The organism is Microvirga arvi, from assembly GCF_016892765.1.
Classification (GTDB): Bacteria; Pseudomonadota; Alphaproteobacteria; order Rhizobiales; family Beijerinckiaceae; genus Microvirga; species Microvirga arvi.
Map to the genome: position 1 here is coordinate 19,512 of NZ_JAFEMD010000030.1, position 22,783 is coordinate 42,294.

The 22,783-nt window shown below is 61.8% G+C and carries 15 protein-coding genes; 6 read left to right on the forward strand and 9 right to left on the reverse strand.

From position 1 onward, the window contains the following. Positions 1-45: 45 nt before the first annotated feature. Positions 46-1,002 carry a crotonase/enoyl-CoA hydratase family protein gene (locus tag ILT44_RS18275; protein WP_204241043.1) on the reverse strand — a complete coding sequence of 319 codons (957 nt, stop codon included), beginning with the start codon at positions 1,000-1,002 and terminating at the stop codon, positions 46-48. Between the two features lie 566 nt (positions 1,003-1,568). Between ILT44_RS18275 and ILT44_RS18280 the strand changes: the two genes are divergently transcribed. The 3 genes from ILT44_RS18280 to ILT44_RS18290 all read left to right on the forward strand — a co-directional run bounded on the left by ILT44_RS18280 (position 1,569) and on the right by ILT44_RS18290 (position 8,889). Continuing rightward, the gene (locus tag ILT44_RS18280; RefSeq protein ID WP_204241044.1) at positions 1,569-3,740 is read left to right on the forward strand and encodes a GGDEF/EAL domain-containing response regulator; all 2,172 of its coding nucleotides are present in this window, start codon (positions 1,569-1,571) and stop codon (positions 3,738-3,740) included. A 50-nt stretch (positions 3,741-3,790) separates the two neighbouring features. After that, positions 3,791-6,208 carry an ATP-binding protein gene (locus ILT44_RS18285; RefSeq protein ID WP_204241045.1) on the forward strand — a complete coding sequence of 806 codons (2,418 nt, stop codon included), beginning with the start codon at positions 3,791-3,793 and terminating at the stop codon, positions 6,206-6,208. 254 nt (positions 6,209-6,462) lie between these two features. Further along, on the forward strand, positions 6,463-8,889 hold the full coding sequence (locus tag ILT44_RS18290; RefSeq protein WP_204241046.1) for an AI-2E family transporter: 2,427 nt from the start codon (positions 6,463-6,465) through the stop codon (positions 8,887-8,889). A gap of 54 nt (positions 8,890-8,943) precedes the next feature. Here ILT44_RS18290 and ILT44_RS18295 read toward each other — a convergent pair whose 3' ends face one another. Beyond that, a complete protein-coding gene (locus ILT44_RS18295; protein ID WP_204241047.1) occupies positions 8,944-10,116 on the reverse strand; it encodes a YihY/virulence factor BrkB family protein in 1,173 nt (390 codons plus the stop codon). Positions 10,117-10,333: 217 nt separating this feature from the next. On the opposite strand from ILT44_RS18295, the gene ILT44_RS18300 reads away from it, so the two are divergent. Continuing rightward, complete coding sequence (locus ILT44_RS18300; RefSeq protein WP_204241048.1) at positions 10,334-10,504, forward strand: hypothetical protein; 171 nt, start codon at positions 10,334-10,336, stop codon at positions 10,502-10,504. Between the two features lie 54 nt (positions 10,505-10,558). On the opposite strand, the gene ILT44_RS18305 is transcribed toward ILT44_RS18300, so the two are convergent. Genes ILT44_RS18305 through ILT44_RS18320 form a run of 4 tightly spaced genes read right to left on the reverse strand, consistent with a single transcriptional unit; the run spans position 10,559 to position 18,498 of the window. Beyond that, on the reverse strand, positions 10,559-13,159 hold the full coding sequence (locus ILT44_RS18305; protein WP_204241049.1) for a hypothetical protein: 2,601 nt from the start codon (positions 13,157-13,159) through the stop codon (positions 10,559-10,561). Between the two features lie 13 nt (positions 13,160-13,172). Next, entirely contained in the window at positions 13,173-14,621 is a 1,449-nt protein-coding gene (locus ILT44_RS18310; protein WP_204241050.1) for an HlyD family type I secretion periplasmic adaptor subunit, read from the reverse strand. Next, positions 14,621-16,807 carry a peptidase domain-containing ABC transporter gene (locus tag ILT44_RS18315; RefSeq protein ID WP_204241051.1) on the reverse strand — a complete coding sequence of 729 codons (2,187 nt, stop codon included), beginning with the start codon at positions 16,805-16,807 and terminating at the stop codon, positions 14,621-14,623. Before ILT44_RS18315 ends, ILT44_RS18310 begins: the two co-directional genes overlap by 1 nt. Continuing rightward, entirely contained in the window at positions 16,804-18,498 is a 1,695-nt protein-coding gene (locus ILT44_RS18320; RefSeq protein WP_204241052.1) for a peptidase domain-containing ABC transporter, read from the reverse strand. Before ILT44_RS18320 ends, ILT44_RS18315 begins: the two co-directional genes overlap by 4 nt. Before the next feature lie 435 nt (positions 18,499-18,933). On the opposite strand from ILT44_RS18320, the gene ILT44_RS18325 reads away from it, so the two are divergent. Together ILT44_RS18325 and ILT44_RS18330 are read left to right on the forward strand one after the other, a co-directional pair. After that, the gene (locus ILT44_RS18325; RefSeq protein ID WP_204241053.1) at positions 18,934-19,824 is read left to right on the forward strand and encodes a LysR family transcriptional regulator; all 891 of its coding nucleotides are present in this window, start codon (positions 18,934-18,936) and stop codon (positions 19,822-19,824) included. Positions 19,825-19,974: 150 nt separating this feature from the next. Continuing rightward, positions 19,975-20,175 (forward strand): hypothetical protein, encoded by a 201-nt coding sequence (locus ILT44_RS18330; protein WP_204241054.1) that lies wholly within the window; start codon positions 19,975-19,977, stop codon positions 20,173-20,175. Positions 20,176-20,275: 100 nt separating this feature from the next. On the opposite strand, the gene ILT44_RS18335 is transcribed toward ILT44_RS18330, so the two are convergent. From ILT44_RS18335 to ILT44_RS18345, 3 genes are all read right to left on the reverse strand, one after another. Continuing rightward, a complete protein-coding gene (locus tag ILT44_RS18335) occupies positions 20,276-20,491 on the reverse strand; it encodes a hypothetical protein (protein ID WP_204241055.1) in 216 nt (71 codons plus the stop codon). Positions 20,492-20,750: 259 nt separating this feature from the next. Beyond that, complete coding sequence (locus ILT44_RS18340) at positions 20,751-21,515, reverse strand: LuxR C-terminal-related transcriptional regulator (protein ID WP_204241056.1); 765 nt, start codon at positions 21,513-21,515, stop codon at positions 20,751-20,753. An 856-nt stretch (positions 21,516-22,371) separates the two neighbouring features. Beyond that, positions 22,372-22,662: a hypothetical protein gene (locus ILT44_RS18345; protein WP_204241057.1), complete on the reverse strand. Its 291-nt coding sequence runs from the start codon at positions 22,660-22,662 to the stop codon at positions 22,372-22,374. Positions 22,663-22,783 lie beyond the last annotated feature (121 nt).

Here is a 22,783-nt window from a genome sequence, read left to right on the forward strand (position 1 = left end):
CTTGAGTGCGAGCATGCATGGGCCTGTGATCTGCCCTGCACCTCGTCATTTCTTATCCTGACTGCCCAGACGCCGCTCCTGGGCAGCGACGAGCCGCATCATCTTGCGCAGGTCATGCTCTTCCAGGTTCATCGCAGCATCCAGCCAGATATCAACGACGTCCCTCAGCTCTTCGTATGGCAGCGGATTGACACGCCGCTTCATCCGATAGATCGCCTTATGCGCATTATGCCTTCGTCTGCTGCGGGCGATATAATCCTGAACTGCATTCTCGCCTTGACCGTCCTCAGCAAGGACGTCGACGACCCCGAGACGATGGAGCTCCTCAGCGGTGTAGACGCTGCCACTCATGATGAGCTTCTCAGCGGCCGCGGCGCCGATCTTACGGGACAGAAAACTGTATGCTCCCATGCCGGGGAACAGATTGAACAGCACCTCCGGCAAGCCCATCTTGGCGCTCTTCTCGGCGACGAGCACATCGAAGGAGAGCGCACATTCAAATCCCCCGCCCAGGGCGTCACCTTGAACCAGCGCGATCGTAATCAGAGGCGTATGAAACGCCATGGCATTTCCATAAACCACGTCGATGCAGGCATAGGCATACTCCCGCAGGCCCTCATAATCCCTGCGCCGAATGCAATCCGCGAAATAAATGAGGTTTCCGCCGAAGTTATACACGCCTGGAGTCTGCGAGGCGGCGACGAAGTAATCCAGATGCTGGCGGTTTCCCTCTTCCATGATCGCACGTATGGATTCCTGCACGCACATCATGTCACGCAGCAGTTCCATGGTGATCATCGGATGCTGGCTCGGGCGCATGGCGGCCCAATAGATCTTCTGCTCGAAATCGAGCTTAACATCGATGTGCGGAAGCAAAAGCTTTGTAGGGTTTGGCTGAGCCGGCGCGAAGTGTTCCTTCGGCGGAGGAGCGGCGGGAGTCGGCACTTCCCGGTCGTCGATCAATTGAACGTCGGTATAGGCACGTTCATTGGCCTTGGCCAATGGGGCTGGCATCCTGCTCTCCGTCATAGAGAATTCGTGTCGACAGCGAGCTTCATCTCGCTGCGTGGTCGGCCTCGGTTGGGAAAGGCGACCTTCCTTAAGGATAATGGTCCCTTAACGCAGCCAAGGATAGTACCATCTAAGATTTGCTGAGTGCCTTGGTTAATTTATGCGAGCCCTGACTACGCCTAATGGCTCAAAGGCATCCGATCTTGGTCTCGCGCAAAGTTTATTTGAGCCGCAATAAACATCTTGCATTAACCACAGCAACAAATTTGAGAGCGGCACAGCATCTCTCACTTACGGTATTGCGATATGAATAGTGAATTCAATAGGAGTGCTGTGTAATCTGACCTGAAATATAGTATCAGAATACTCTGGCGTTACCTGCGTACAAACAGAAGACTTCTCAAGAGGAATGAAACGGCACGGCGCTGGTACACACATCACGATTCGTGAGCCGGTAGCAACGAAGCAGAGCAGACACCTGGGTTGCCGACTGACCTCGCTCAGCCATCCAGGAGATCGATCCGCCTCGTAGGCCGCGGGATGCCGGGGGGCAAAACATGGCAGTGATTCTGATCCTGGATGACAAGAGCACCAATCGCAACATCTATGCCCGCCTGGCTCAGACCATCGAGGAAGGCGCGGTCGTCCATGCCGTTGCCTCGCCGAAAGAGGCCCTCGAATGGCTGAGCGGCCATTGCCCCGACCTTATCCTGACGGATTTCCGCATGCCGGGGATGGATGGTGCGGAGTTCACGCAGCACGTCCGCAGCAGCGTGAATGGGGTCGATGTTCCGATCATCGTCATAACGGCCTACGATGACAGAGCCTTCCGGCTCCGCGCGCTGGAAGCCGGTGCTACGGATTTTCTCAGATCGCCTGTCGATCACTACGAATTTATCACCCGCGCGCGCAATCTCCTCAAGATGCAGCGTCAGCAGCAGCAAATCAAAGGTCGGGCGCAAGCGCTGGAGCAGCAACTGCGCATCAGCGAGCGCTCCCAAGAGGAATTGGTGCGGAGCAGCCGGGAGGCACTGGCCCAGGTGATCGACACCGTGCCGGCGATGATCAGCGCGACCGACAAGGACAGCCGGATCGTCTTCGTCAACGCCTACTTTGCCGAATTTGTAAGATCCACCCCGGAAGCTCTCATGGGGAAGCCTTTAAGTGAAGCCATTCAAAGCAACAAGCTGGAATTCAGCCTGCATGCCCACAGATCCGTCCTGAAGAACCAGCGGCCTTCCGTGAGCTTCGAGGAAAACATCACCGACACCTCAGGGGCGGCGCGCGCTTTCCTGACAACGAAAACGTCCATGCGCGAGCTTGCGGGTGGTTCGACAAGCGTTCTAACGACCTCCATCGATATAACCGAGCGAAAGCAAGCGGAAAGTACGTTACGGCACATCGCGCTGCATGATACGCTCACCGACCTGCCCAACCGGAGGATGCTCTACGACTGGATCCAACAGAAGCTCTCGGGTGAGCAGCCCCAGTTCGCCTTGCATCTCATCGATCTCGACCGTTTCAAGGCCGTGAACGATGCCCTTGGTCATGCGGGCGGCGACCGGATTCTTCAACAGGCGGCAAGCCGGCTCGTTGGAAATATGTCGAGCACAGACCTGGTCGCCAGAATGTCTGGCGACGAGTTCGTCGTCGTGCAGTCGAATGTGGGGGCCGCCGCCGACGCGGAAGAGCTTGCACGCAAGATCATCGATTCCCTCTCCTCGCCCTTCCTCCTGGACGGCCATGAGGTCAGAATCGGTTGCACGATAGGAATAGCACTGGGTCCGCGGGATGGCGAAAGCGCCGAAAAACTCCTCAGATACGCCGACCTTGCCATGTATCAGGCAAAAGCCGAAGGAAGAAATACCGTTCGGTTCTACTCGCCTGAGATGGACAGCATCTCATGGAACAACATCGGCTTGGAGACCGACCTTCGTAAAGCGCTTTTCGAGGAGCAGTTCATCCTTCACTATCAGCCCCAGATCGATCTGGAGAAAGGATCCATCGCAGGGGCAGAGGCACTCCTGAGATGGATCAGGCCTGAATTCGGCCTGACGCCTCCAAACGTCTTCATCGACATCGCCGAAGAAACAGGACTGATCAACGAGATCGGCGCCTGGGTGCTCAGGAAGGCCTGCGCACAGGCGGCCGCGTGGCAGAATCTCGGACATGCGCCGCTGCGGATCGCGGTCAACCTGTCGCCTGTCCAGTTCCTGCGCCAGGATATTGTGCAACTCGTCGAAGAGACGCTACAGGCGACAGGGTTGAAGCCGGAATACCTTGAGCTCGAGCTCACCGAGGGCAGCCTTCTCAAGGATATCGAGAGAACCAAGCTGGTTCTCCAAAGTCTCAAGCGTCTCGGGGTGAAAATAGCCATCGACGACTTCGGCGTAGGCTTTTCCTCCCTCAGCTATCTGAAGAATTTTGCCGTCGACACCTTGAAGATCGATAGATCCTTCATTTCAAGTCTCTTGGCCGGAAGCCGTGACGAGGCGATCGTCAGAGCGATCATTTCGCTGGCCCAAAGCCTCGAATTGCGGGTGATTGCGGAGGGCGTCGAGAGCAAGCCCCAGCTTGCGTGCCTGCTCAGCCATTCCTGTGAGGAGGCTCAGGGCTATCTCTTCAGCCGCCCCGTCGCGCCCGACGTGTTTGAGATGCTGCTGAAGGAAAACCCACGTTATCTGTTTCCCAGGCAGAGCTCATCGTCCAAGAAGGCACAGAGCTCGTGATAGCCAGTATCCTATCGCGGTTGAAGAATAGTCCTGATCGCGAGCATGAGATGAGCCTCAACAGGCTCGTCTTTCTATCCCTGATCGTTGCCTACACGTTCTGGATCAATCCTTCCGTTCCCAGGGAAGCCTTGATCAGCGCGACAATCTTCGCCGTCATTTCCATCGGCATCGTCGTTCATATTCTTCTCAAGCCCCTTCAATCGACGGTCCGGCGCATCATCGCCATCGTCAGCGATCTCGCCACCGCATCATTTCAGCTGCATTACGTGGGCGAGACCTCTTCCGTTCTTTTTCTGCTGTATCTGTGGGTGACGTTCGGAAACGGGTTCCGCTTCGGGGTTAAATTTCTTTATATCGCGCTGGCCGTCTCGGTCGCGTGCTTTGTCGTGGTGATCTACACCACACCGAGGTGGCGCGAGGACATCTACCTGTCTGCAAGCCTGCTGCTGAGCCTGGTCGTGCTTCCCCTTTATGCAAGCACGCTGATCCGCAAGCTCTCCAACGCCAAGGCCCAGGCGGAGGCGGCCAATCGGGCGAAGACGCTCTTCCTTGCAAGCGTCAGCCATGAGCTGAGAACTCCGCTGAACGCCATCATCGGTCTGTCAGGGCTCATGGCCGGAACGAACCTCGATGGTGAGCAGCGGGGCATCATTCGCACGATCGGGTCCGCCGGCGAGTCCTTGCTCAGGCAGATCAATAGTATCTTGAACCTCTCCCGTATCGAGGCAGGGAGGATGCCAGTCGATCCTGTCGATTTCGATCTGCTGGAAGTTCTGTCCACCGCTCGGGCAATGGTCCTCACCCAGGCTCTCCAAAAGGGCCTTCAGCTGACGATCCATCTCGCTCCGCAGACACCCCTGCACCTCCACGGTCCAAAGCACCACCTGGAAGAGATCCTGCTCAATCTTCTCGGCAATGCCGTCAAGTTTACGGAACAGGGATATATCACGCTCGCAGCGCATCCCGTGACCGCGGACCAGAAAACCTTCATTCGCTTCATCGTATCCGACACGGGCATCGGCATTGCCCCTCACGCTATCGGCAGGATATTTGAGAGTTTCACCCAAGCGGATGAGACCATCATCAACCGTTATGGCGGCACTGGTCTGGGGCTCTCCATCTGTCGTCAACTGATAGAAGCCTTGGGCGGGACGATCGGAGTTGACAGCCGGGAAGGTCTTGGCAGCTCCTTCTGGTTCACCCTCCCGATGGATGCGTCGAAGCAGGAGAACGCAGACCAGCACTTGTCACATCAGTTCCAGCCTCTTCTCATCTGCTCCGACCCGGCTCTGGCAGACGTTTTCGCCCTCCGTCTTGGAGGCGGGGATCTCCCTGTCGTCAATACCCTGGCCGATGCAAACGACTGGGCGCGCCGGAACGGCGACAGGCAGCCTCTCCTGTTCTACTACAGCGACTTGCCGGAAGACCGCGTCGCCGCTGAAATCGCAAGCGCGGGCCTGCCCAGTGCTCCGGTTCTGATACGCCCGCAGGCGTCCCGGAGCATTGCGGCTCCGGAACTGGCGAATGTATCGAGCAGCCTGCTGGCGCCTGACTTCACGCAGGCCGAGGCAAGGACTGCTGCTTTTGCCGCGGCTGCACAAACTTCATGGGCTCAGTCCTTGTGGAGTGGACCAACCGAGGCCGAGCTTCCCATCGCCTCACGCCCTCTCTCGATCCTTGTGGCCGACGACAACGCCACAAACCGCCTGGTGATCTCCAAAATTCTCGAGCGTGGAGGCCACTCCTCCCAATGCGTTGCAAATGGCGAGGATGCGCTCAACGCGCTTGAGAAAGAGCCGTTCGACCTGGTGATCATGGACATCAACATGCCCGTGATGACCGGAACCGAAGCCACCAAGCTGTTCAGGTTCACGGAACCGCCGGGCAGCCGTACTCCTGTTATTGCCTTGACGGCCGATGCGACCCCAGAGGTGGTCGCCCAAACTCTTGAAGCCGGCATGGATGCCTGCCTGACCAAGCCGGTGCAGCCTGCGACGCTGCTGCGGGCCATCGAGGAGCACGCTGGCTCTCGTCCTGCCAGTTCCACCATTACCAACACCTTCGATGTTTCCGCTCCGTCGAGCGGCCATGCCTCCGCGATAGACGAGTCGCTGCTCGTCGAACTCGAACAATTGGGCGGGAGAGATTTTGTGGTGACCCTGGTGGAAGAGTTCTTCTCGGACGCGGATCACCTCATCGGCGAGCTTCGCGATGCGGCCGCTTCAGGAGATTCTCACAGATTCCGCCTTGAGGCTCATGGTTTGCAGAGCGCGTCTGCCAATGTCGGGGCGAGGACGGTCCACGAGATCTGCGTTGGCTGGAGAAAAGTCACGGGCGCTGATCTTCTGCGGAACGGAACGGAGCAGGTCGACCGTCTGGCACGGGAACTCGAGCGAACTCACGCCATGCTGAAGAAGCATCTCTCGCGAGAGGCCATGGCGTCGAATTCGATCAGCTTGGTCTGACCCTCGCAGGGTTTGAAAAGCGGACACAAGCACTGAAGGACGGATTCCGGCTGGATCGACCTAGCGCTTTGGGCACGGGAAGGCCTGATGCACTGCAAAGCTCAGTCTCTTCAGCCGCAACCCTGCGATCCGTGAGGCGAGCATCGGCATCGGCAGGGGCGATGATGGGCCTGTTCTGCTCATTTCGCCTGCTTCGGATCCAATGGATCGATGCCGAGTTGTCCTTCCGCCAATCTTAGCCGAAAGCTCGCCCCATGGCCGATCCGGCCCTGCCACCGCCTCAGCTTCCTCCTGCTGCGCCGCCTGCAAGCTCTCCGATCCTCACCGCAGGCGGGATCGTCCTGGCAATCGGGGCGCTCTACTTCGGTCAGGACATCTTCATCCCGTTTGCCTTGGCCATCCTACTAAGCTTCGCCCTGACTCCCTTGGTCAACTGGCTCAGGCGCCTCAGGCTCCCCCGCATTGCCGCGGTGCTCGTCGCTGTTTCCCTCGCCTTCATCCTCCTTGTCGGCGTGGCTTTCGTGGTCGGCCGCCAGCTCGTCCAGCTTGCCGACAATCTCCCCTCCTACCAGACCACCATCACGCAGAAGATCCGTTCCCTCCAGCAATCCGCGCCTGGTGGCGGTGTGGTCGAGAGGGTCACAACCACCATCGAGGATCTCGGCAAGGAAATCTCCGGCGAGGAGAAGAAACCCGAAGCGCCGCGACCTGGACTCGGCGCAGGGCCTGCACCGCAGGAGCCGGTCACCGTGCGGCTGGAGCCGCCGCAGGCCAAGCCTCTCCAGATCATCCAAAGCATCGTCGGCCCTTTGCTCGCGCCTCTCGCGACGGCGGGACTCGTGGTCATTTTCGTGATCTTCGTGCTGCTCGAACGGGAAGATTTGCGCGACCGCTTCATCAAGCTTGCAGGAGCAGGAGATCTCCAGAAGAGCACCCAGGCCATCAACGATGCGGCTGCTCGTGTCAGCCGCTACCTCCTGATGCAGCTTGTGGTGAATCTCACCTACGGCATTCCCATTGGCGTGGCCCTCTACTTGATTGGCGTGCCTAACGCCGTTCTTTGGGGATTGCTGGCAGCTGTTCTGCGGTTTGTTCCTTATCTCGGTCCCTTCCTGGCCGCCCTCTTTCCCATCGCCCTTGCAATCGCGGTCGACCCTGGCTGGACGATGCTGTTCTGGGTCGTCGGACTGTTTCTCGCCGCTGAGCTCGTCAGCAACAACGTCATCGAGCCGTGGCTCTACGGCTCCAGCACGGGCCTGTCGTCGCTGGCCATCATCATGGCTGCAATTTTCTGGACGAGCCTATGGGGTCCGGTCGGCCTGTTTCTGGCAACGCCCCTGACCGTGTGTCTCGTCGTCATCGGCCGCTATGTGCCTCAGCTCGAATTTCTGGGCGTCCTTCTGGGCAGCGATCCAGTGCTCGCACCGGAGGAGCGCCTCTACCAGCGCCTCGTTGCCGGCAACCTCGAAGAGGCGGTGGAGATGGCCGAGGACTATGTCGATGAGTTCTCATCGCGGCAGTTCTACGACAATGTCGCGATCCCGGCCCTGCGCCTGGCTGAGAACGACCGCCAGCGCAGCACCACGGACACGAACTACCGGCGGCTCGTGGCAGACACGGCCATCTGTGTCGTCCGCGAGATCGAGGACCACGTCCGCGAGAAGGCTGCCTCCGCCAATGAGCCCGGCAACGGGCGCTCGGCATCCGCCAAGGAGGCCAAAGAGGCACGGCCATCGTCGGTCCTCTGCCTTGCGGGTCGGACCGAACTCGATCGCGCAGCGGCCGAGATGATGGCGGAGGTCCTGGACGAGCGCGGCATCGGCACACGCGTGATGCCTCCGATCGCCGTCAGCCAGGGCGCTTTGGGGCAGCTCGACCTCAAAGGCGTGGACGTAGTGTGCCTGTCCTACCTTCATCCGCAGCCGCAGGTTTACGCCCGCTACATCTGCCGCCGCCTGCGCCGCAGGGCTCCCCACCTGAAGCTGGTCGTCTGCTGCTGGAATCTCGCACCGAGCACGGGACAGACGGAGGATGTGAAGAGGCAGATGGCGGCCGATGCGGTGTTCGTCTCCCTCGAAGGCTGTGTCGATCAGGTGGAGGCCTGGGTCTCGCTCCCGTCATCCTCCCAAGGCCCGCCCCCGGTCGCTCCCGATAGCGAACAGGAACAGCTCACGGCCTTGCAGGATTTGGGCCTCGCCTCCTTCAAAGAGCGGAAGTTCGATGAGGTTTCCAGGACCGTGGCGCAATCCTTCGACGTCCCGATCGCCCTCGTCTCCTTTGTCGACGACGTGCATCGCACCCAATCCGAGGGTGCGGCGCAGCATCCTGAGGCACAGGGCTCGGGGCGGGCTCTCCATGAGGAAGCTCTCGACGCGCATGTCATCGCAGCAAACGAGGTGCTCGTGTCCGAGGATGTGACCGAGGATCCGCGCTTTGCCGATGATCCTCGCGTTCTGGAAAAGGGTATCCGCTTCTACGCCGGAGCCCCGTTGCGAACATCCTCCGGCGTGGTCGTCGGCAGCCTGTGCATCATCGACACCCGGCCGCGCGAATTTCCGGAACCGAACCGCCAGCGGCTCCAGCAGATGGCAGACGAGCTGATGGTCAAGATCGAGAATCGCGCCACGGAGCAGTCCGCCGCAGCTCAGGTCAGTTCTGCCGATGCGGCCGGCAGGACTTGAGACGCGCCGACGATCGGGAGCGCGTGGATCTCGGCGGGGCATTGGAAGGGGATGCTACACCTTCGCGGCGCCAAGGTTGTCGGCCATGGTCGCTCCTCGGGCGCCCATCGGGCGATCGGGGCCTTTGGTGGTGTCTTTGGCGGTCTGGTGCTCCATCTCGGCGTTGATCTCGGCGCCCAGCAACATCACCACCGATGAGATCCAGATCCACGTCATGAAGCCGATGACAGCGCCCAGCGAGCCGTATGTCTCGTTGTAGCTGCCGAAATTCGCCGCATACCAGGAGAACAGCATGGATACGGCGAGCCAAAGCACGGCCGCGACGATGCTGCCGGGTGTCACCCACTTCCATTTCGCCTGATCACGACTGGGGCCATAACGATAGACCACCGCCAGCCCAAGGGTGACGCCGGCGAGCAGGATCGGCCAGCGGGCGATCGCCAGCAGCCATGCGGTGCTGCTGGCGAGACCCACGAAGGCGAGAACGACGGGCAGGACGACGATCCCGGCCAAAGCGATGAGGATGAAAAGAACGGCGCCGAGCGTGAAAGCAAGCGATCTCACATTGAGCCCGATGAATCCGCGCTTCTCGTCCTCGTCGTAGACGATGTTGAGCGCGTCCAAGAAAGCCTTCATGCCCGCATTGGCGCTCCACAACGACACGCCGAGCCCGATCACGAAGCTCACTCCGAGAGTGTCCTCGCCTGTCGAGGCGATGCGGGAGACCTGCTCGCCGATGATCTCGATTGCGCCGCTGGGAAGAATGTTCGACAGGGCGGCCAGATGATCCCGGATCGTGGCGGGATCGGCAAACAGGCCGTAGAGCGACACCAGGGCCGCGAGCGCCGGAAACAGCGCCAGGAGCGCATAGTAGGTCACGCCCGCCGCGATGGACAGGATGCGATCGGCGCTGAACTCCTCATAGGTGCGCCAGAGGATGTCCTTCCATCCTTTGGCTGGGATTTCGGTCGGCGTATCCGCCTGCCGTCCCCTGCCCGGCTCGGAGGCTGCGGAAACAGGCGCATGCCGCTCGCCAGCCGGGGCCTGTATCGCCTCCTCCGCCGGCTCCGTTCGCTGCCGATGGTTGCCTCGAACGGGCGCGGGAACCCTGCTTCCTCCCGATACGAGCTTGAGCAACGCCCATCCGGCCGCAGCGGCCAAGAGAATGGAGGTGTAGGAGGAGGTCGCCTCGTTCGGGTGGCGGGATGGCGGCGTGGCGATGGTCATGGTGCAGTAAGGATCCTCGTGAGCCCAAGGCCTGCGGCCAGGCTTGGCCTTGAGGTAACCTCGACCATAAGGTGGCGGTTCCAGCCTGCAGCCATGTCGATGCGATCGTGCCGCTCGCGGCGCAGGCTGCTACAAACGAAGACAATTCAATTTGGTGGCGGGAACGTAACAGGCACCTGTGTTTTCCCAAGGAGACAATCCAATCGTCGGAGGTCTCATGTCAGACACACCTAAGCCTGAATCCTCTCCGGAAGAAGTGCCCGACGTTCCGGGCCCTCTCCCCGAGTTTCCCTCGCTCGACCCACTCGAACCGGCGGACAACGAGGAGCCCTCCGACGTTCCACCCGCTCCTGCTGATGTGCCGATCATCCAGCCGGGGACCCAGTGAATTTGCCTTGGCGGGGCGGGGCTGGCGAAGGCTCCGCCCCTGATCCGGTGATCGTCAGGACCAGCTTATCCGCGCAGCGTCTGCCTGGAGATCGTCGATGATCTGGACATGCTCCGTCGGCTGATCGAGATGCCCCACGTTATGGGAAGTAGCCGCATTGTCATCGGCGTCGATCTGCTCCGTCCATGACCCGGTGACGCTGTGGCTCGTGTCGCTCTCCCCGTCGGCCATCAGGAGGATCATGTCCGATCCCGCTCCGCTCTGCATCGCATCGAAGCTTGTGGCGGCAAAGCCTTGTTCTTCCCCTTGAACAGGGTCCACTTCATCGATCACCACGTCGACGGATTGCTGCGTCGAGGCAGCCCCCTCGCTGTCGAACAGGACGACACCGATGCTGCGGGTACCGGCCGCAAGTCCTGACTGATCTCCGCTTTCGAGCATCAACGACTGCAGCACATTCGCGTATGTCTCAGGCGAGGCATGGCCGCTCAGCGTCAGGGTCCCCGCCTCGCCGGCATAGGCTCCTCCGATCACCTCGATGCCCGTGTCGCCGATCATCATGCGCCCGTTCTCGCTGTGCAGGGTAAAGCCTTCAAGATCGAGCCTGTCACCCGGCTGGGCTCCGGAGAGCGTGATGACGGCGCCGCCGAGCTGCGCGCTGTCGATATCCTCCGCATGCGTTGCGCCGAAAACATCGGCCTGGTGAACACCGGCATCCGCGTGCTCAGCGGAGTTCAGGGTCAGTTCGGGCGCATCGTTCACCGGATCGATGGTGACCGTGAAAGACTTGGCTGTCGTGGCCGAGCCACCGGTACTCGCCTCGGTGCTGATAGCGCGGATCGTCAGGTTCAGCGTCCCGCTCCAATCCGGAAGCGGCACCAGCTTGAGGTCATGGAGGCTTGCAGCGGGCACCCGCCATTCGCCTCCGCTCTGTACCGTTCCGGCGGAAAGCGTGAAGCCCTCCGGCACTCCGAAGATGCTCACCGCGAGCGTTTCGGATCCGTCGGTATCGGTCAGCGCTGCGGCAAGATCGAGCGCGACGGCCTGATCTTCCTGCCCCGTCACGTTCCCCGCCCTCACCTGCGGCGCATCCGCCACCGCATGCACCGTCACCCCATGCGTGCCCGTCACCTCCCGGCTCACGCTGATGCCGTTGCCCGTATCCGTCAGCACCGCCTTGATGGTGAGGCTAAAGTCCGCATCCGCATGCTCCGGCGGCCGTAAGCTCACCCGCCCCGCCTGCAGCTCGGTGGTGGCCACCTCCCAGGTGCCCGGGGCAATCTCCCGCCCCTGGCTCAGGCTGGCGCCCGCCGGCACCCCCGACACCAGGCTCAGCGCCGACCAGCTCTCGGAAGGATCCGGCGTGACGAAGGCCGGCCGGATCACGATGGCGCTGTCCTCCGCCCCCGCACTGGCGCCCGCAATCGTGCCGGCATCCGCCACCGGATCGAAGCCCACGGTGAAGCTGGCCGAGGTTTTGGCACTCGCCCCGTTGCTGCTCTCGCTGGAAATCGCCGTCAGGGTGAGAGTGTAGCTGCCGGAGAAGTGGGCGGGGGGACGCAGGGTCAGACCTGCCAATTGATCCGGCAGGAGCTTCCAGCTGCCATCCGCCTGGCGCACCCCGGCGCTCAGGCTGGCATCGGCCGGGACGCCACTGAGCACGAAGCTGAGAGCCTCGGAGCCGTCCCCATCGCGCAGCGCCCCGCCAAGCCCTGCCAGGCTGACCGGCGTGTCCTCGGAGCCGCGCGCATCGGCCACGATCACGGCGGGCGCATCGGCCACCGCTGCCACCTGGACCCGGAAGCTGGTCTCGAGGGTGGTGCTGCCGCCGCTGGACTGCTCCTGGGCGGTGGCGCGCAGGGTCAGCTCGATCGTGCCGGCGAAATCCTTCGGCGGGGTCAGGGTGAGATGGGCGAGATCAGAGGCCGGCACGCTCCACGAGCCGTCGGGCTGGCGGGAGCCGTGCGAGAGAGAGGCGCCGTCGGGCATGCCGAGCAGGCTCAGCGTGAGCCCCTCCGAGCCGTCGCGGTCGGTCAGAGCCGCCGACAGGTCAAGCCCAATCGCCGCATCCTCCAAACCAGAAACATCACGCGAAGCGACAGCAGGAGGGTCGGCTGATACGTCGGCCGGTTCTTCCGGCTCGGGGTTCTCGGCGGCAGGTGGCGTCGGCACCTGCGGATCTTCGGGCGCGTCTGCGGCCGCCGGAGATATCTCCCGCACGAACGGAGTATCCGTCTCGGCTGGACGGTCTCCTGAAGATCCTTGCGCAGTGGCGACCCTTGGGCTTCTGAGAGGCGTAGGCGGTACCGTTGCGGACAATGTCAATGCATCGCCATCGAACTGTGCTTGATCCAGGACGATCGAAGATTGAACGGGCGGCGCAAGGTCGAGCGTCTTCAGCGGCTCTTCTTCTGGAGCGGATGCTGCGCCCGTCTCAAGCGAGGCGATCTCATGCGGCCTGACGGCTATCCCGCCGCTGGGACCGCCTTTCACCATACCGAAAGCCGCAACCGCTTCCGTCCCGCCCACCAGATTGCCGCTGGCGCCGCCATCGCCCATGGGAAGGTTTCGCTGCACGGCACGAAGGGCGCGCAGGGCTTCCTCGTCAACGACGCTGGCATCGAACGGGATGGTCGGATCGGGTTGCTGGCTCATGCGATCAGCGTCCTCAGCGCTCGTGGAATGATGCCGCCGCGGCGGAATAGATCGGCTTCAGGAGGTATTGCAGCACGGTCTTGTTGCCGGTCGTGATGTCGGCCTGAACGGTCATGCCGGGTACGAGCTGCGCCTTGGCGGAGTCGCGGCCCACATGCTGCTGGCTGAGCGAGACGCGCACCCAGTAATGCGGCTGCCGCTGCTCATCCAGGAACGTACCTGCCGAGATGCGCTCCACAACGCCCTCCACGGCGCCGTAGCGTGCGTAGTCGAAGGCCTGCACCTTGACGTGCACACGTTGCCCGACTTCGATGAAGCCGATGTCGCGCGGCGTGATCCGCACATCGGCAACGAGAGGCGCCTCCTGAGGCATGATCTCGGCGATCAGCCCGCCGGGCGGAAGCACGGTGCCAGGGCGGTGAACGGCCATTCCTCGCAGAACGCCCGCCGTCGGCGCGCGCAGGAGGGTGCGCTCCGCACGGTCCTCGAGCTTGCGGACGACTTCCGTTGTCTCGGCGACTTCCAGCGCCACGCGAGCGGCCTCCTGCCGGGCGTCGTCCACGGCGGAGGACTGCATCTCGGCGATGCGCGCCTCGGCCTCGGCCAGACTGCGCAGGGCCGTGACGTGCTGACCGCTGAGGCGCTCATGCTCGGCTTTCGCGCTCATCAGCAGGCGTTGCGCCTCAAGGACGGCAAGCCGGGTCGTCAGGCCATTGCGAGCGAGATCCTCGCGGATGCCGAGCTCCTTGGAGTGCAGCGCCATCTGCTCTCCCACAGCGGAGATCTGGCCTGACAGGGTCGCCAGCTCACTGCGCCGCTGAGCCACCTGTTCGTGAAGCACTGCGATCCGGTCGTTCAGGGACCGCAGGCGCGCGTCGAGGGCTGCGCGCTGGGGTCCGATGAAGAGGCTGGTGGACAGGGACGGCATGGAGCCGCCCCCCGCATCGGCAACGACAAGACCGGCCGATGCCTGACGGCCACGCAATTCCATCGCCGTGATGTTGCCCTCCGCCGCTGCCGTCAGGCGCTGTGCCTGCAGTTGCAGCGACTCGAGGCGGAGACGGGCCTGAGCCAGCTCGGACTGTGCCGCGGCATCGTTCATGCGCAGCAAGGGCTGGCCGGCTTCAACGAGATCACCCTCGTGAACCAGCACCTCCGTGACGATCCCGCCCTCGAAGTGCTGTACGGGCGCAGGCGCCTCCTTGGGTGCGAGATCACCGATGCCGATTGCAACCTCCGGCACATGGGTCAGCGTGGCCCAGGCCAGGGTTGCCGCCACCAGAAATCCGGTACCCAGAACGACAGCACGTTCCAGGCCATGGATACGCAGCTCCTCCAGCGCGAGCACGTGACTGTCGGGCCTCGGCTGCCGACCGGCACGGGGCAAGAGCTCCATGGCGTGACGATCCGCAGCCAGGGGCAGGTTCTTGACCTCGGAAGCGAGTGCTGCGGTGGTGCTCATCAACCAACTCTGGAGGTGTTAGCGGCAGATAGATTTGCGAAGGCGGCGTTTGCCAGAGACATTCCCACCGGAGTCCGCGTCGGCCGCGGGCCGGAGGGAGCGGTGGACTGCTCCACCTCCTCCACCTGTCCGTCACGCAGGCGAAGCACGCGGTCGGCCATTCGGATATGGCTCGGCCTGTGCGTTGCCATGAGGATCGTGCAGCGGCCTCTGCGGGAGGCAATGACATCCGTGAAAGCTTTGGCGCAAGCATCGTCGAGCCCGGCCACCGGCTCGTCCAGAAGCAGGATCGGCGCCTCCCGCAGCAGGGCGCCGGCGAGTGCAATGCGCTGCAGGATACTGCGTGGCAGACGGCTGCTGTGATTGTCGCCGACGCGGGTGTCGAAACCGCTCGGCATCGCTTCGATGGCCTCGAGCACGCCGGCCTCCGCGGCGGCCGCACGCAGGTCCGCATCGGTCGCGCTGGGCCGGGCCAAGCGCAGGTTCTGCGCGATCGTGCCGTAGAGCAATCCCGGCGATTGCGGCACCCAGCCTATGCTGCGCCGGAGAACGGCCGGATTGAAGGAGCGTACGTCGTGCCCGTCGATTCGCACCAAGCCGCCCTGCGGCCGGTATAGTCCGGCAATCAGCAGCAGCAGGGTCGACTTGCCCGTGCCCTCGGAACCGGTGACCGCCACGACCTGTCCGGGCTGAATGGCGAAGCTGGCACCAGCCAGCACGGGCTCCGATTGGGGCAGGTAGCGCAGGGTGACACGGTGGAAAACGATGGCGCCCTGCTCCGGGGGTGCCATGCGCGCCTCGAGGGGACTGGGCCTTTCCGTTTCCAGAGCCATCAATCCATCGACCTGGCGGATCGAGGCCTGCGTCTGCTCCCAGCGCGAGAACATGACGAAGCATGTCTGCATCGGGCTTAAGATGCGCCAGATCAGCATCATGCCGGCAATCAGCGCGCCGGCGGTCATCGCGCCTGACAGGACAGAGAGCACCCCCAGAACCACGGCAGCGAGACCGGACAGGGTCACGAGCGCCTGGCTCGCAGCGAGAACTGAACCCGTCAGGGTGCTGACCCGTGCGGAAGCCACGGCGGCTGCGGCGGAGGCTGCACCATAACGATCGATCCAGCGCTCTTCGGCTCCCCCGAGCTTCAGAACGCGCACGGTTTCCAGCGCCTCAACCGCCAGGGCCTCACGGGCCTGGTTGGCGCGGGCAGCCTGATCGATGGCCAGCCGCATCGATCCACGTGAGACCCAGAACAGAAGGGCGAAGCCCAAGGCTGTACCCACGGGCACCAGAGCGATCCAGCCCCCGAGCACCACCATGAGCAGCACGACGAGCAGGGTGAACGGCATGTCGAGCAGCGCGACGGCGAAACTGCCAGTCAGGAATTCGCGGATGGCCGCAAAATCGCGCAGGCGGGATACCTGGGATGCGGTGCCGGCGCGCTCCACGAGCGCTGTCGGCAAGGACATCAGCTGCGTGAACACGGCGCTCGGAACCAGCCGGTCTAGCCTTTCCGCGATGCGCAGCAGCGCGCGCTGTCGGATGACGCGGAACAGCACTTCCAGCACCACCGCGGCCACGACGCCCATGACGAGCATCGGCAGTGTTTCGGGACTGTAGCCGGCAACGACGGTATCGAACACCGCCATGGTGAAGATCGGCACCGCCAGCCCGAGCACGGCCATCAGCCCGCTGATCGCAAGCAGCGGCGGCAGAGCTCCCTGAAATCGCCGCGCGATGCCGTTGAACCAGCTCTGGCGGGATGATGCGACGCTCGCCTCGGCTACAAGGAGCAGAGTGCCGCGCAGTTTTTCGGGCGCGCAAGGCTTCACCTCGCCGGAAGCGCCGTCGAACAGAAGAACCTGTCCGCGTTCGTCCCGGTATACGATCGCGGCAGCCCGTCCTGGAGGCAGCAGGATTGCGGGAAGGCAGCGCAGATCGAAATGCCCCCGCCGCAGCCGCTGCATCCGTGTCGGGTAGCCCAGAACCGCCAGCGTGTTGCGCAGATCGGTCACATCAATATCCGGCTTGGCGTGCGGCAGGGCTGCCAGAAGGTCGTCCGAGCTGCCCGACCAATCCATGAGCCACAATAAAACCGGAAGGCATCGGGCAAGATCCGAGGGAGCTAGCAGATCCTCCGGCAGTTGCACAGGAACGCGCGGGCAGGCGTCGGCGAGGAAGCTCACGGCACGCGCTCCAATCTGCCGTCTCGGATCGCAAACACGCGGTCGGCAATGCCGAGGGTCGAGGGACGGTGCGTCACGATGATCACTGTCACCTTGCCGCGCAGCCCCGCCAGCAGCCGGGCAAGCCGCGCGTCGCTGTCGCCATCGATCTGCGAGGTGATGTCGTCGAGAAGCAGGATGCGCGGCTCCTCGATCAGGGCGCGCACGACGCCGATGCGCTGCGCCGCGCCGCGCGGCAGAGGCGTTGCCGCAACACCCACAGGTGTGTGCCAGTCGCCCGGCAGGGCACTCGCCACCTGATCCAGACCCAGTTCGGTCGCCAAGCGAAGGGCCGCGGCTTCTCGATGCGGCTGATGCATGGTCAGATTCTGCAGGAGCGTGCCGCGCACGAGAGCCGGATCGGGCGGCACCAGAGCAATCTGCCGGCGCGCAGGTCCGATTCCGACCTGTGCGAGGTCCTGCCCGTCGATCGTGACCCGCCCCTGACTCGGCTGCAGGTCGCCGGCGATCAGGCGCAGCAGGGCCGAACGGCCGGAGCCATTGGCGCCGGTGACGCCAATGATCTCGCCGGGCTTGGCCTCCAGCATCAGTCCATCGAACAGCCATTCGGAATGAGGTGGAGTGCGCAGCCGAACGTTCTCGAGAACGACATGCCCGCCGGTCACCTTGAGCGGTGGCCGGTCGAGCTGCCGCTCCTGCGGGATCAGGGCAATTTCCGCAACGCGCCGGCGGCTCTCCGCAAGAGACTGGAGCCGCGACCAGAGTGCAACGCCGCCAAGGAGAGGCTGCATCGTGCGGCCAACCAGCATGGTGCAAGCGCCGAGTCCGCCGACGCTGAGCTGACCGTTGAGCACCATGTGGCAGCCGAAGGCTGCGACGCCGATGGTGGCGGCCTGAGCAAACAATTGGCCGCCCTCCTGCCCTGCCGATATGGCATGCGCCAGGGTTCGGCGCATCTGCGCGGAGCCACCTTGCAGACGCTCGTAGCGGCGCTCGAGCAGAGGCTCGGCACCGAGAACCTTCATGGCATGAACGCAGCTCAGCGTATCGAACAGGAAGTTGAAGCGGCGCTCCTCGGCCAGAGCGAGGTTATGCGCGGCACGGCGCACGCGCCGGCCCGTCAGGGCAGCAAGCAGACCGATGCCACCGAGAAGAGCCAGCGGCACCAGAACCAGCGGACCAGCGAGATACCAGATGCCGACGAGGTAAAGCAGCGCGAAAGGCAGGTCGAGCATTGCCTGAAGAGCCGGTCCCGACCAAGCCTCACGCAGAGTGCCGATGGCGGAGAGGCGCTCCGCGTAATAGCCGTTGCCGTTGGCCTCCAGCGCCGAGAGAGGAGCATGAAGCAGGCACTCCATGGCCTGACGATGCGCCTGCGCCTCGGAGGTCGCCGCCATGCGAGCCAGAAGCCTGCCGCGCACGTGCCGCAGCAGCGCCTCCAGCATAATGGCCAGAGCAACCATGATGGCGAGAACGATCAGGGTGCCGGTCGCCTTGTTCGGCAGGATGCGGTCATAGACCTGCAGCAATGCGATGGGCAGCGCCAGCGCCAGCAGAGTGATCAGCAGCGTCGCCTCGAGCACCGGCATGAAAAAGGCGATGCCGAATCGACCGATCAAGCCCCGGAAGGGGCGTGTCAGCCAAGGGCCCAAGGGCGCCAAGGCCCCTGATGAGGCGGCAGACCTATCCATAGCGCTACCTTCGGCCGTTCAGCCATGAGGGTGCAGAAGCTCAAGTTTTCGGGGAAGCATACCGGGCTCTCACCGGTATGACGGGGCGGCATCATGCCTTTGGACGCGCTTCACTTAGAGTGAGCCTACCAACCCGCCATGAATAGAGCGTATTGCTAGTCTGGATTTTCACAATACCGGCTTGAAAGTCAATAAATGCCTTCTGTGACCTATTATTACCCTTAGGTAAAGTTAACGAAATATGCTGCCGGCTTTCGAGCATTCTCCATGGAATTCTACGAAAGCGTAAACTGCGGATACTTGAACATGGACGGCATCGCCTTTGGTGATGGCGCATCCGCCGTTCCTGTGGCAAAACCTCCCTGATCTGGAATAATCCCAACATGGGCCGGCTTCCGGATACCGGTGAACCCGCTTCCCTCTTGAGGATCTGTCTTGGACTGGGACAAAATCAGATTGTTCTACGAGGTGGTCAGCGCCGGGAATTTCACACGCGCCGGCGAGAAGCTCGGGGTCAACCAGTCGTCGGTAAGCCGCCAGATCAGTGCTCTCGAACACGAATTGAAGGTCCCCCTCTTTCATCGCCATCCCCGCGGCCTCATTCTGACGGAGCATGGGGAGGTGCTCTTCCGCGCGGCACAGGACATCCGCCTGCGCCTGGACGAGACGCGCCAGCGCCTCACGGAGACCAGCGAGCGACCGGCCGGCGATCTCAGGGTGACGGCGACGGTCGGCATCGGCGGGATCTGGTTGGCGCGGCGCATCAGGGAGTTCCTCGATCTCTATCCCGATGTCCGCATCCAGCTGATCCTGACGAACGATGAACTGGATCTAGCCATGCGGGAGGCCGACATCGCCATCCGGCTGCGCCGGCCGGCGCAGCCGGATCTGATCCAGCGCCGGCTCTTCACCATCCAGTATCATGCCTACGCCGCCCATACTTATCTCGAGCGGTTCGGCGAGCCCGAGCGCATCGAAGACCTCGACAATCATTCCATCCTCTGCCTGGGAGGCGATCAGCCGGCCTTCATCCTGGACCTGCACCGGCTGACGAGCCTGGGCCGCGATCCTAAGGACCCTCGTCCTAGCCGATTGATGGTCAACGACAGCCTGGCGCTCCGGACGGCGATCGAGGACGGCGCCGGCATCGGCATGGCACCGGATTACGCCATGAGCAGCAATCCACGAGTGAAGCAGGTTTTACGGGACGTGCAGATGCCGACCCTCGACAGCTATCTGGCTTATCCGGAAGAGCTGCGCTCCGTTGCACGCGTTCAAGTGTTCCGCGACTTCCTCGTCTCCAAGGCGCAGCGCTGGGACTTCTAGGCCTGCGCTTTCCTGCGCGGCGGCAGACCTTTTCGGAGCATTTTCGGCAACGGCTTTCGGGGAAACGAGGCAGGCCGAAGCTGAACCTCACTTTCTCCACGATTTGAGGGCTACTAAGATGTTTCCCTCGAACCCCGGGGATTTGCCCCTATGCCACGATCTTTTCTTGCCGTCCTCGCTATTGCCCTTGGGCTGCCGTTTCTGATCCTGCTCGCGATTGTCTCTTCGTCCTCAGGCGTCAGCGCAAGCGTCTTCACGAACGCCCTCGGGCTCGTGGTGATGTCGATTGTCCTGATGTTGGTCGTCTACGAGATCAAGCGCATTGCCGATCTGCCGCCGGATGCTCACTGATCGCAGGCACGCTTCACGATAAGCGTGTTCCGACGACCGACGATCTTGAGGAACCTGTCTTGAACAAGGGATCCTCAAGATCCCCTATGAGCCGTGCGGCTCAGGCTGCGGCCCTGGATCTCTCAGGATGCTCCTCAGCGACCGCGCGTTGCAGCGCCAGAAGAAGCACTCCGATGTCTTCGTGAAGCAAACCGATGGCATTGCGGGCATATTCGCGGAATTCATCTCTGACCAATTCCGCTTCGCCGTCCCACGAAAAATCCTCGTGCTCCGCTTCATAGAAGGCACGCGCCACCAATTCCACCTGATAATCCATGTTTGCCCCACCGCATCGTTTTAGCGATTGTTATAAGTTCGAACCTGGGGCGTCAGTACGCGATTACTGGGTTATTAATCCGGCGCACCATCAGGGTGCTGTCAGGCTTACCTTTGGTGCAGACTGATCCGCAACTCGCCACATGGGCTACCCCTAAAGAGGTAGTGGCGGCAAGCTCCTTATGCCTGCCGCCACGATCCGGATAAGAATGTAATTCCATGATCCGCCGCCTGATCGAGCGGGCAGAATGAATGCGATCTTACTCGCCTGGAACCAGGGGGCTGTTCTCCTGTGCGGAGGCAAGGTGTCCTGCAGCCCACATGGCTGCCTGGGTCCGGTTTGCAGCCTTCACCTTCCTTAGGATTGCCTTGATGTGCACCTTCACGGTCGCCTCTGCCACGCCGAGTTCCCGGGCGATCAGCTTGTTTGAGGCGCCCTGCGTCAGGCAACGCAGGATTTGCGCCTCCCGCTCGGACAGTTTGTTCAGGAGCACAGTCGGATTGTTCGCCGGCGCGAGGGCAACGGACTGTCCGAGACCGGTACCCTGACCGTCCCGAATTTGGTCGAGCAGACCAAGCCCGATGGATCCCGGAATGAAAGTTTCGCCCAGCATCACGATCTCCAGTGCCTTGACGATGGCATGGCGATCCATGGTCGTCATGCAGAAACCATCCAGGCCTTCCTTGCAGATCTGAAGAACCGCCTGCGGATCCATGCTGTCCGCAAGAACGACCACGCGGGCGGAAGGGCATCGGGCCTTCAGATCCTGGATCGTTTGGGCATATTCGGATGTGGAGCGGACGTCGCAGATGAGAAACAGCACCGGAACTCCACCAGGAAAGGCGGAAAAGTCTGAGAGATCGTCACCGACCTCTTCCGAGATGTTGAAGCGGGTCCCTGAAAGGATATGGCTGATGCCTGTCCGCAGGAGAATATTCTGGCAGATCAGAACAGTCGTGACGTTCTGGAAAGGATCTTGAGCAATGGGCAGGATCTGCTCTTTGTAGACGACGCTATGGGCCATATTGGCTCTGCCCCCTGATATTGTTCAATGATATGCCGTCGAGGATCATGGCGCCGTTACCCCAAATGCGCAGCCGAAGAAGCCAGAAGGTGGGAACCATGACCAAGAAGCCGATCCAGAATTGGATCAGGCGTGGCGATAACAGCCCCTAGAAGATTTTGTTCCGCTCTTTTGCAATCTCCTAAGAGGTAACCCTCCCTGCCGTAAAGTTATGGAACATCATGTCATATCCGGTTCTGATGAGTGATTATATTCTTCGAGCCGCAGTATTATTTAAGCTTATCTGGTTCTTAGCAGATGTAAGCCTTCTGTGTAGTTGGAGACCTGCTTCTGGGGCGAATGACTTAGCGTCCGTGTAAGTTGCTCCTCCGATACTGCCTTCGATAACAGGAAACCCTGCACTTCGTTGCAGCCCGCCCTGTGGAGGAAGTTCCGTCGAACTTCCCTCCCACGCGCGGCCAAGGGTAACGCCACGAACAAAGGGCCACTCTGCGCTATCGAGCGAAAAAAGCCTCTTGAACATGTCCAACACGGAACACCTCTCGACCGCGTTCGAACGACAGTCTGTCGAACGGTCGACCTCAAGCGAATGAAATTTTTGAGAGAGGAACCTGCCGGACTTCCACCGGCCTGGCAGGAGGGCATCATGCCTTTGAGTTGCGCATAGTCATGCAAGCAACTCAACCCGCCACGGGCGCTATGTCAGCATCTGTAAAATTCTATAAGGAACTCACAAAATCAACCGAAGAATTCGTGTGCCATCAAGCTTCTATGGTTAGAGTTAATGGTCCTTCGCCGGGTCAAATGCTGCAAAGGAAATCATGATCTTCAGACATTTCCTCTGCGTATAGGAGGCTCATTCCGGCTGGGCATGCTCTTCCAGAGCCTGGATCAATTCCAAGCACTTCTCAGCCACGATGGCCGGCACCTTGGGATCCCCATGATGGTGGCGCATGGCGACGGCATTAGCCTGCTCGAAGAGATCCGTGAGGTTTCCTGAAATGAAGGGACGGGAAGTCGGGAAATCGAACGTCCTGCTCTCGGACTGGGCTTTGGGCTTCGAGGGACGCTTCGGCTCGAAAAGCGTCAATACCTCGCACCGGTCGGCGATCTTCTTGAGATCCTTCAAGGCAATGATCTCGGCCATATTTTACTCCTACGCAACAAACCTGCCCCCGCTCTTACCTTTTTCCGGTGCGGAGGTCATGCGGCTCCGATCATAATCTAGAGTGTACCGGTATCCCTTCCAGTTGAGATTCCGAGACACT

Bases quoted from the DNA above. Each gene is read 5' to 3' on its own strand.
- ILT44_RS18345 (WP_204241057.1), bottom strand. From the start codon at position 22,662: ATGGCCGAGATCATTGCCTTGAAGGATCTCAAGAAGATCGCCGACCGG.
- ILT44_RS18330 (WP_204241054.1), top strand. From the start codon at position 19,975: ATGCCACGATCTTTTCTTGCCGTCCTCGCTATTGCCCTTGGGCTGCCG.
- ILT44_RS18335 (WP_204241055.1), bottom strand. From the start codon at position 20,491: ATGGATTATCAGGTGGAATTGGTGGCGCGTGCCTTCTATGAAGCGGAG.
- ILT44_RS18280 (WP_204241044.1), top strand. From the start codon at position 1,569: ATGGCAGTGATTCTGATCCTGGATGACAAGAGCACCAATCGCAACATC.
- ILT44_RS18290 (WP_204241046.1), top strand. From the start codon at position 6,463: ATGGCCGATCCGGCCCTGCCACCGCCTCAGCTTCCTCCTGCTGCGCCG.
- ILT44_RS18320 (WP_204241052.1), bottom strand. From the start codon at position 18,498: ATGGATAGGTCTGCCGCCTCATCAGGGGCCTTGGCGCCCTTGGGCCCT.
- ILT44_RS18340 (WP_204241056.1), bottom strand. From the start codon at position 21,515: ATGGCCCATAGCGTCGTCTACAAAGAGCAGATCCTGCCCATTGCTCAA.
- ILT44_RS18295 (WP_204241047.1), bottom strand. From the start codon at position 10,116: ATGACCATCGCCACGCCGCCATCCCGCCACCCGAACGAGGCGACCTCC.
- ILT44_RS18285 (WP_204241045.1), top strand. From the start codon at position 3,791: ATGAGCCTCAACAGGCTCGTCTTTCTATCCCTGATCGTTGCCTACACG.
- ILT44_RS18310 (WP_204241050.1), bottom strand. From the start codon at position 14,621: ATGAGCACCACCGCAGCACTCGCTTCCGAGGTCAAGAACCTGCCCCTG.
- ILT44_RS18300 (WP_204241048.1), top strand. From the start codon at position 10,334: ATGTCAGACACACCTAAGCCTGAATCCTCTCCGGAAGAAGTGCCCGAC.
- ILT44_RS18305 (WP_204241049.1), bottom strand. From the start codon at position 13,159: ATGAGCCAGCAACCCGATCCGACCATCCCGTTCGATGCCAGCGTCGTT.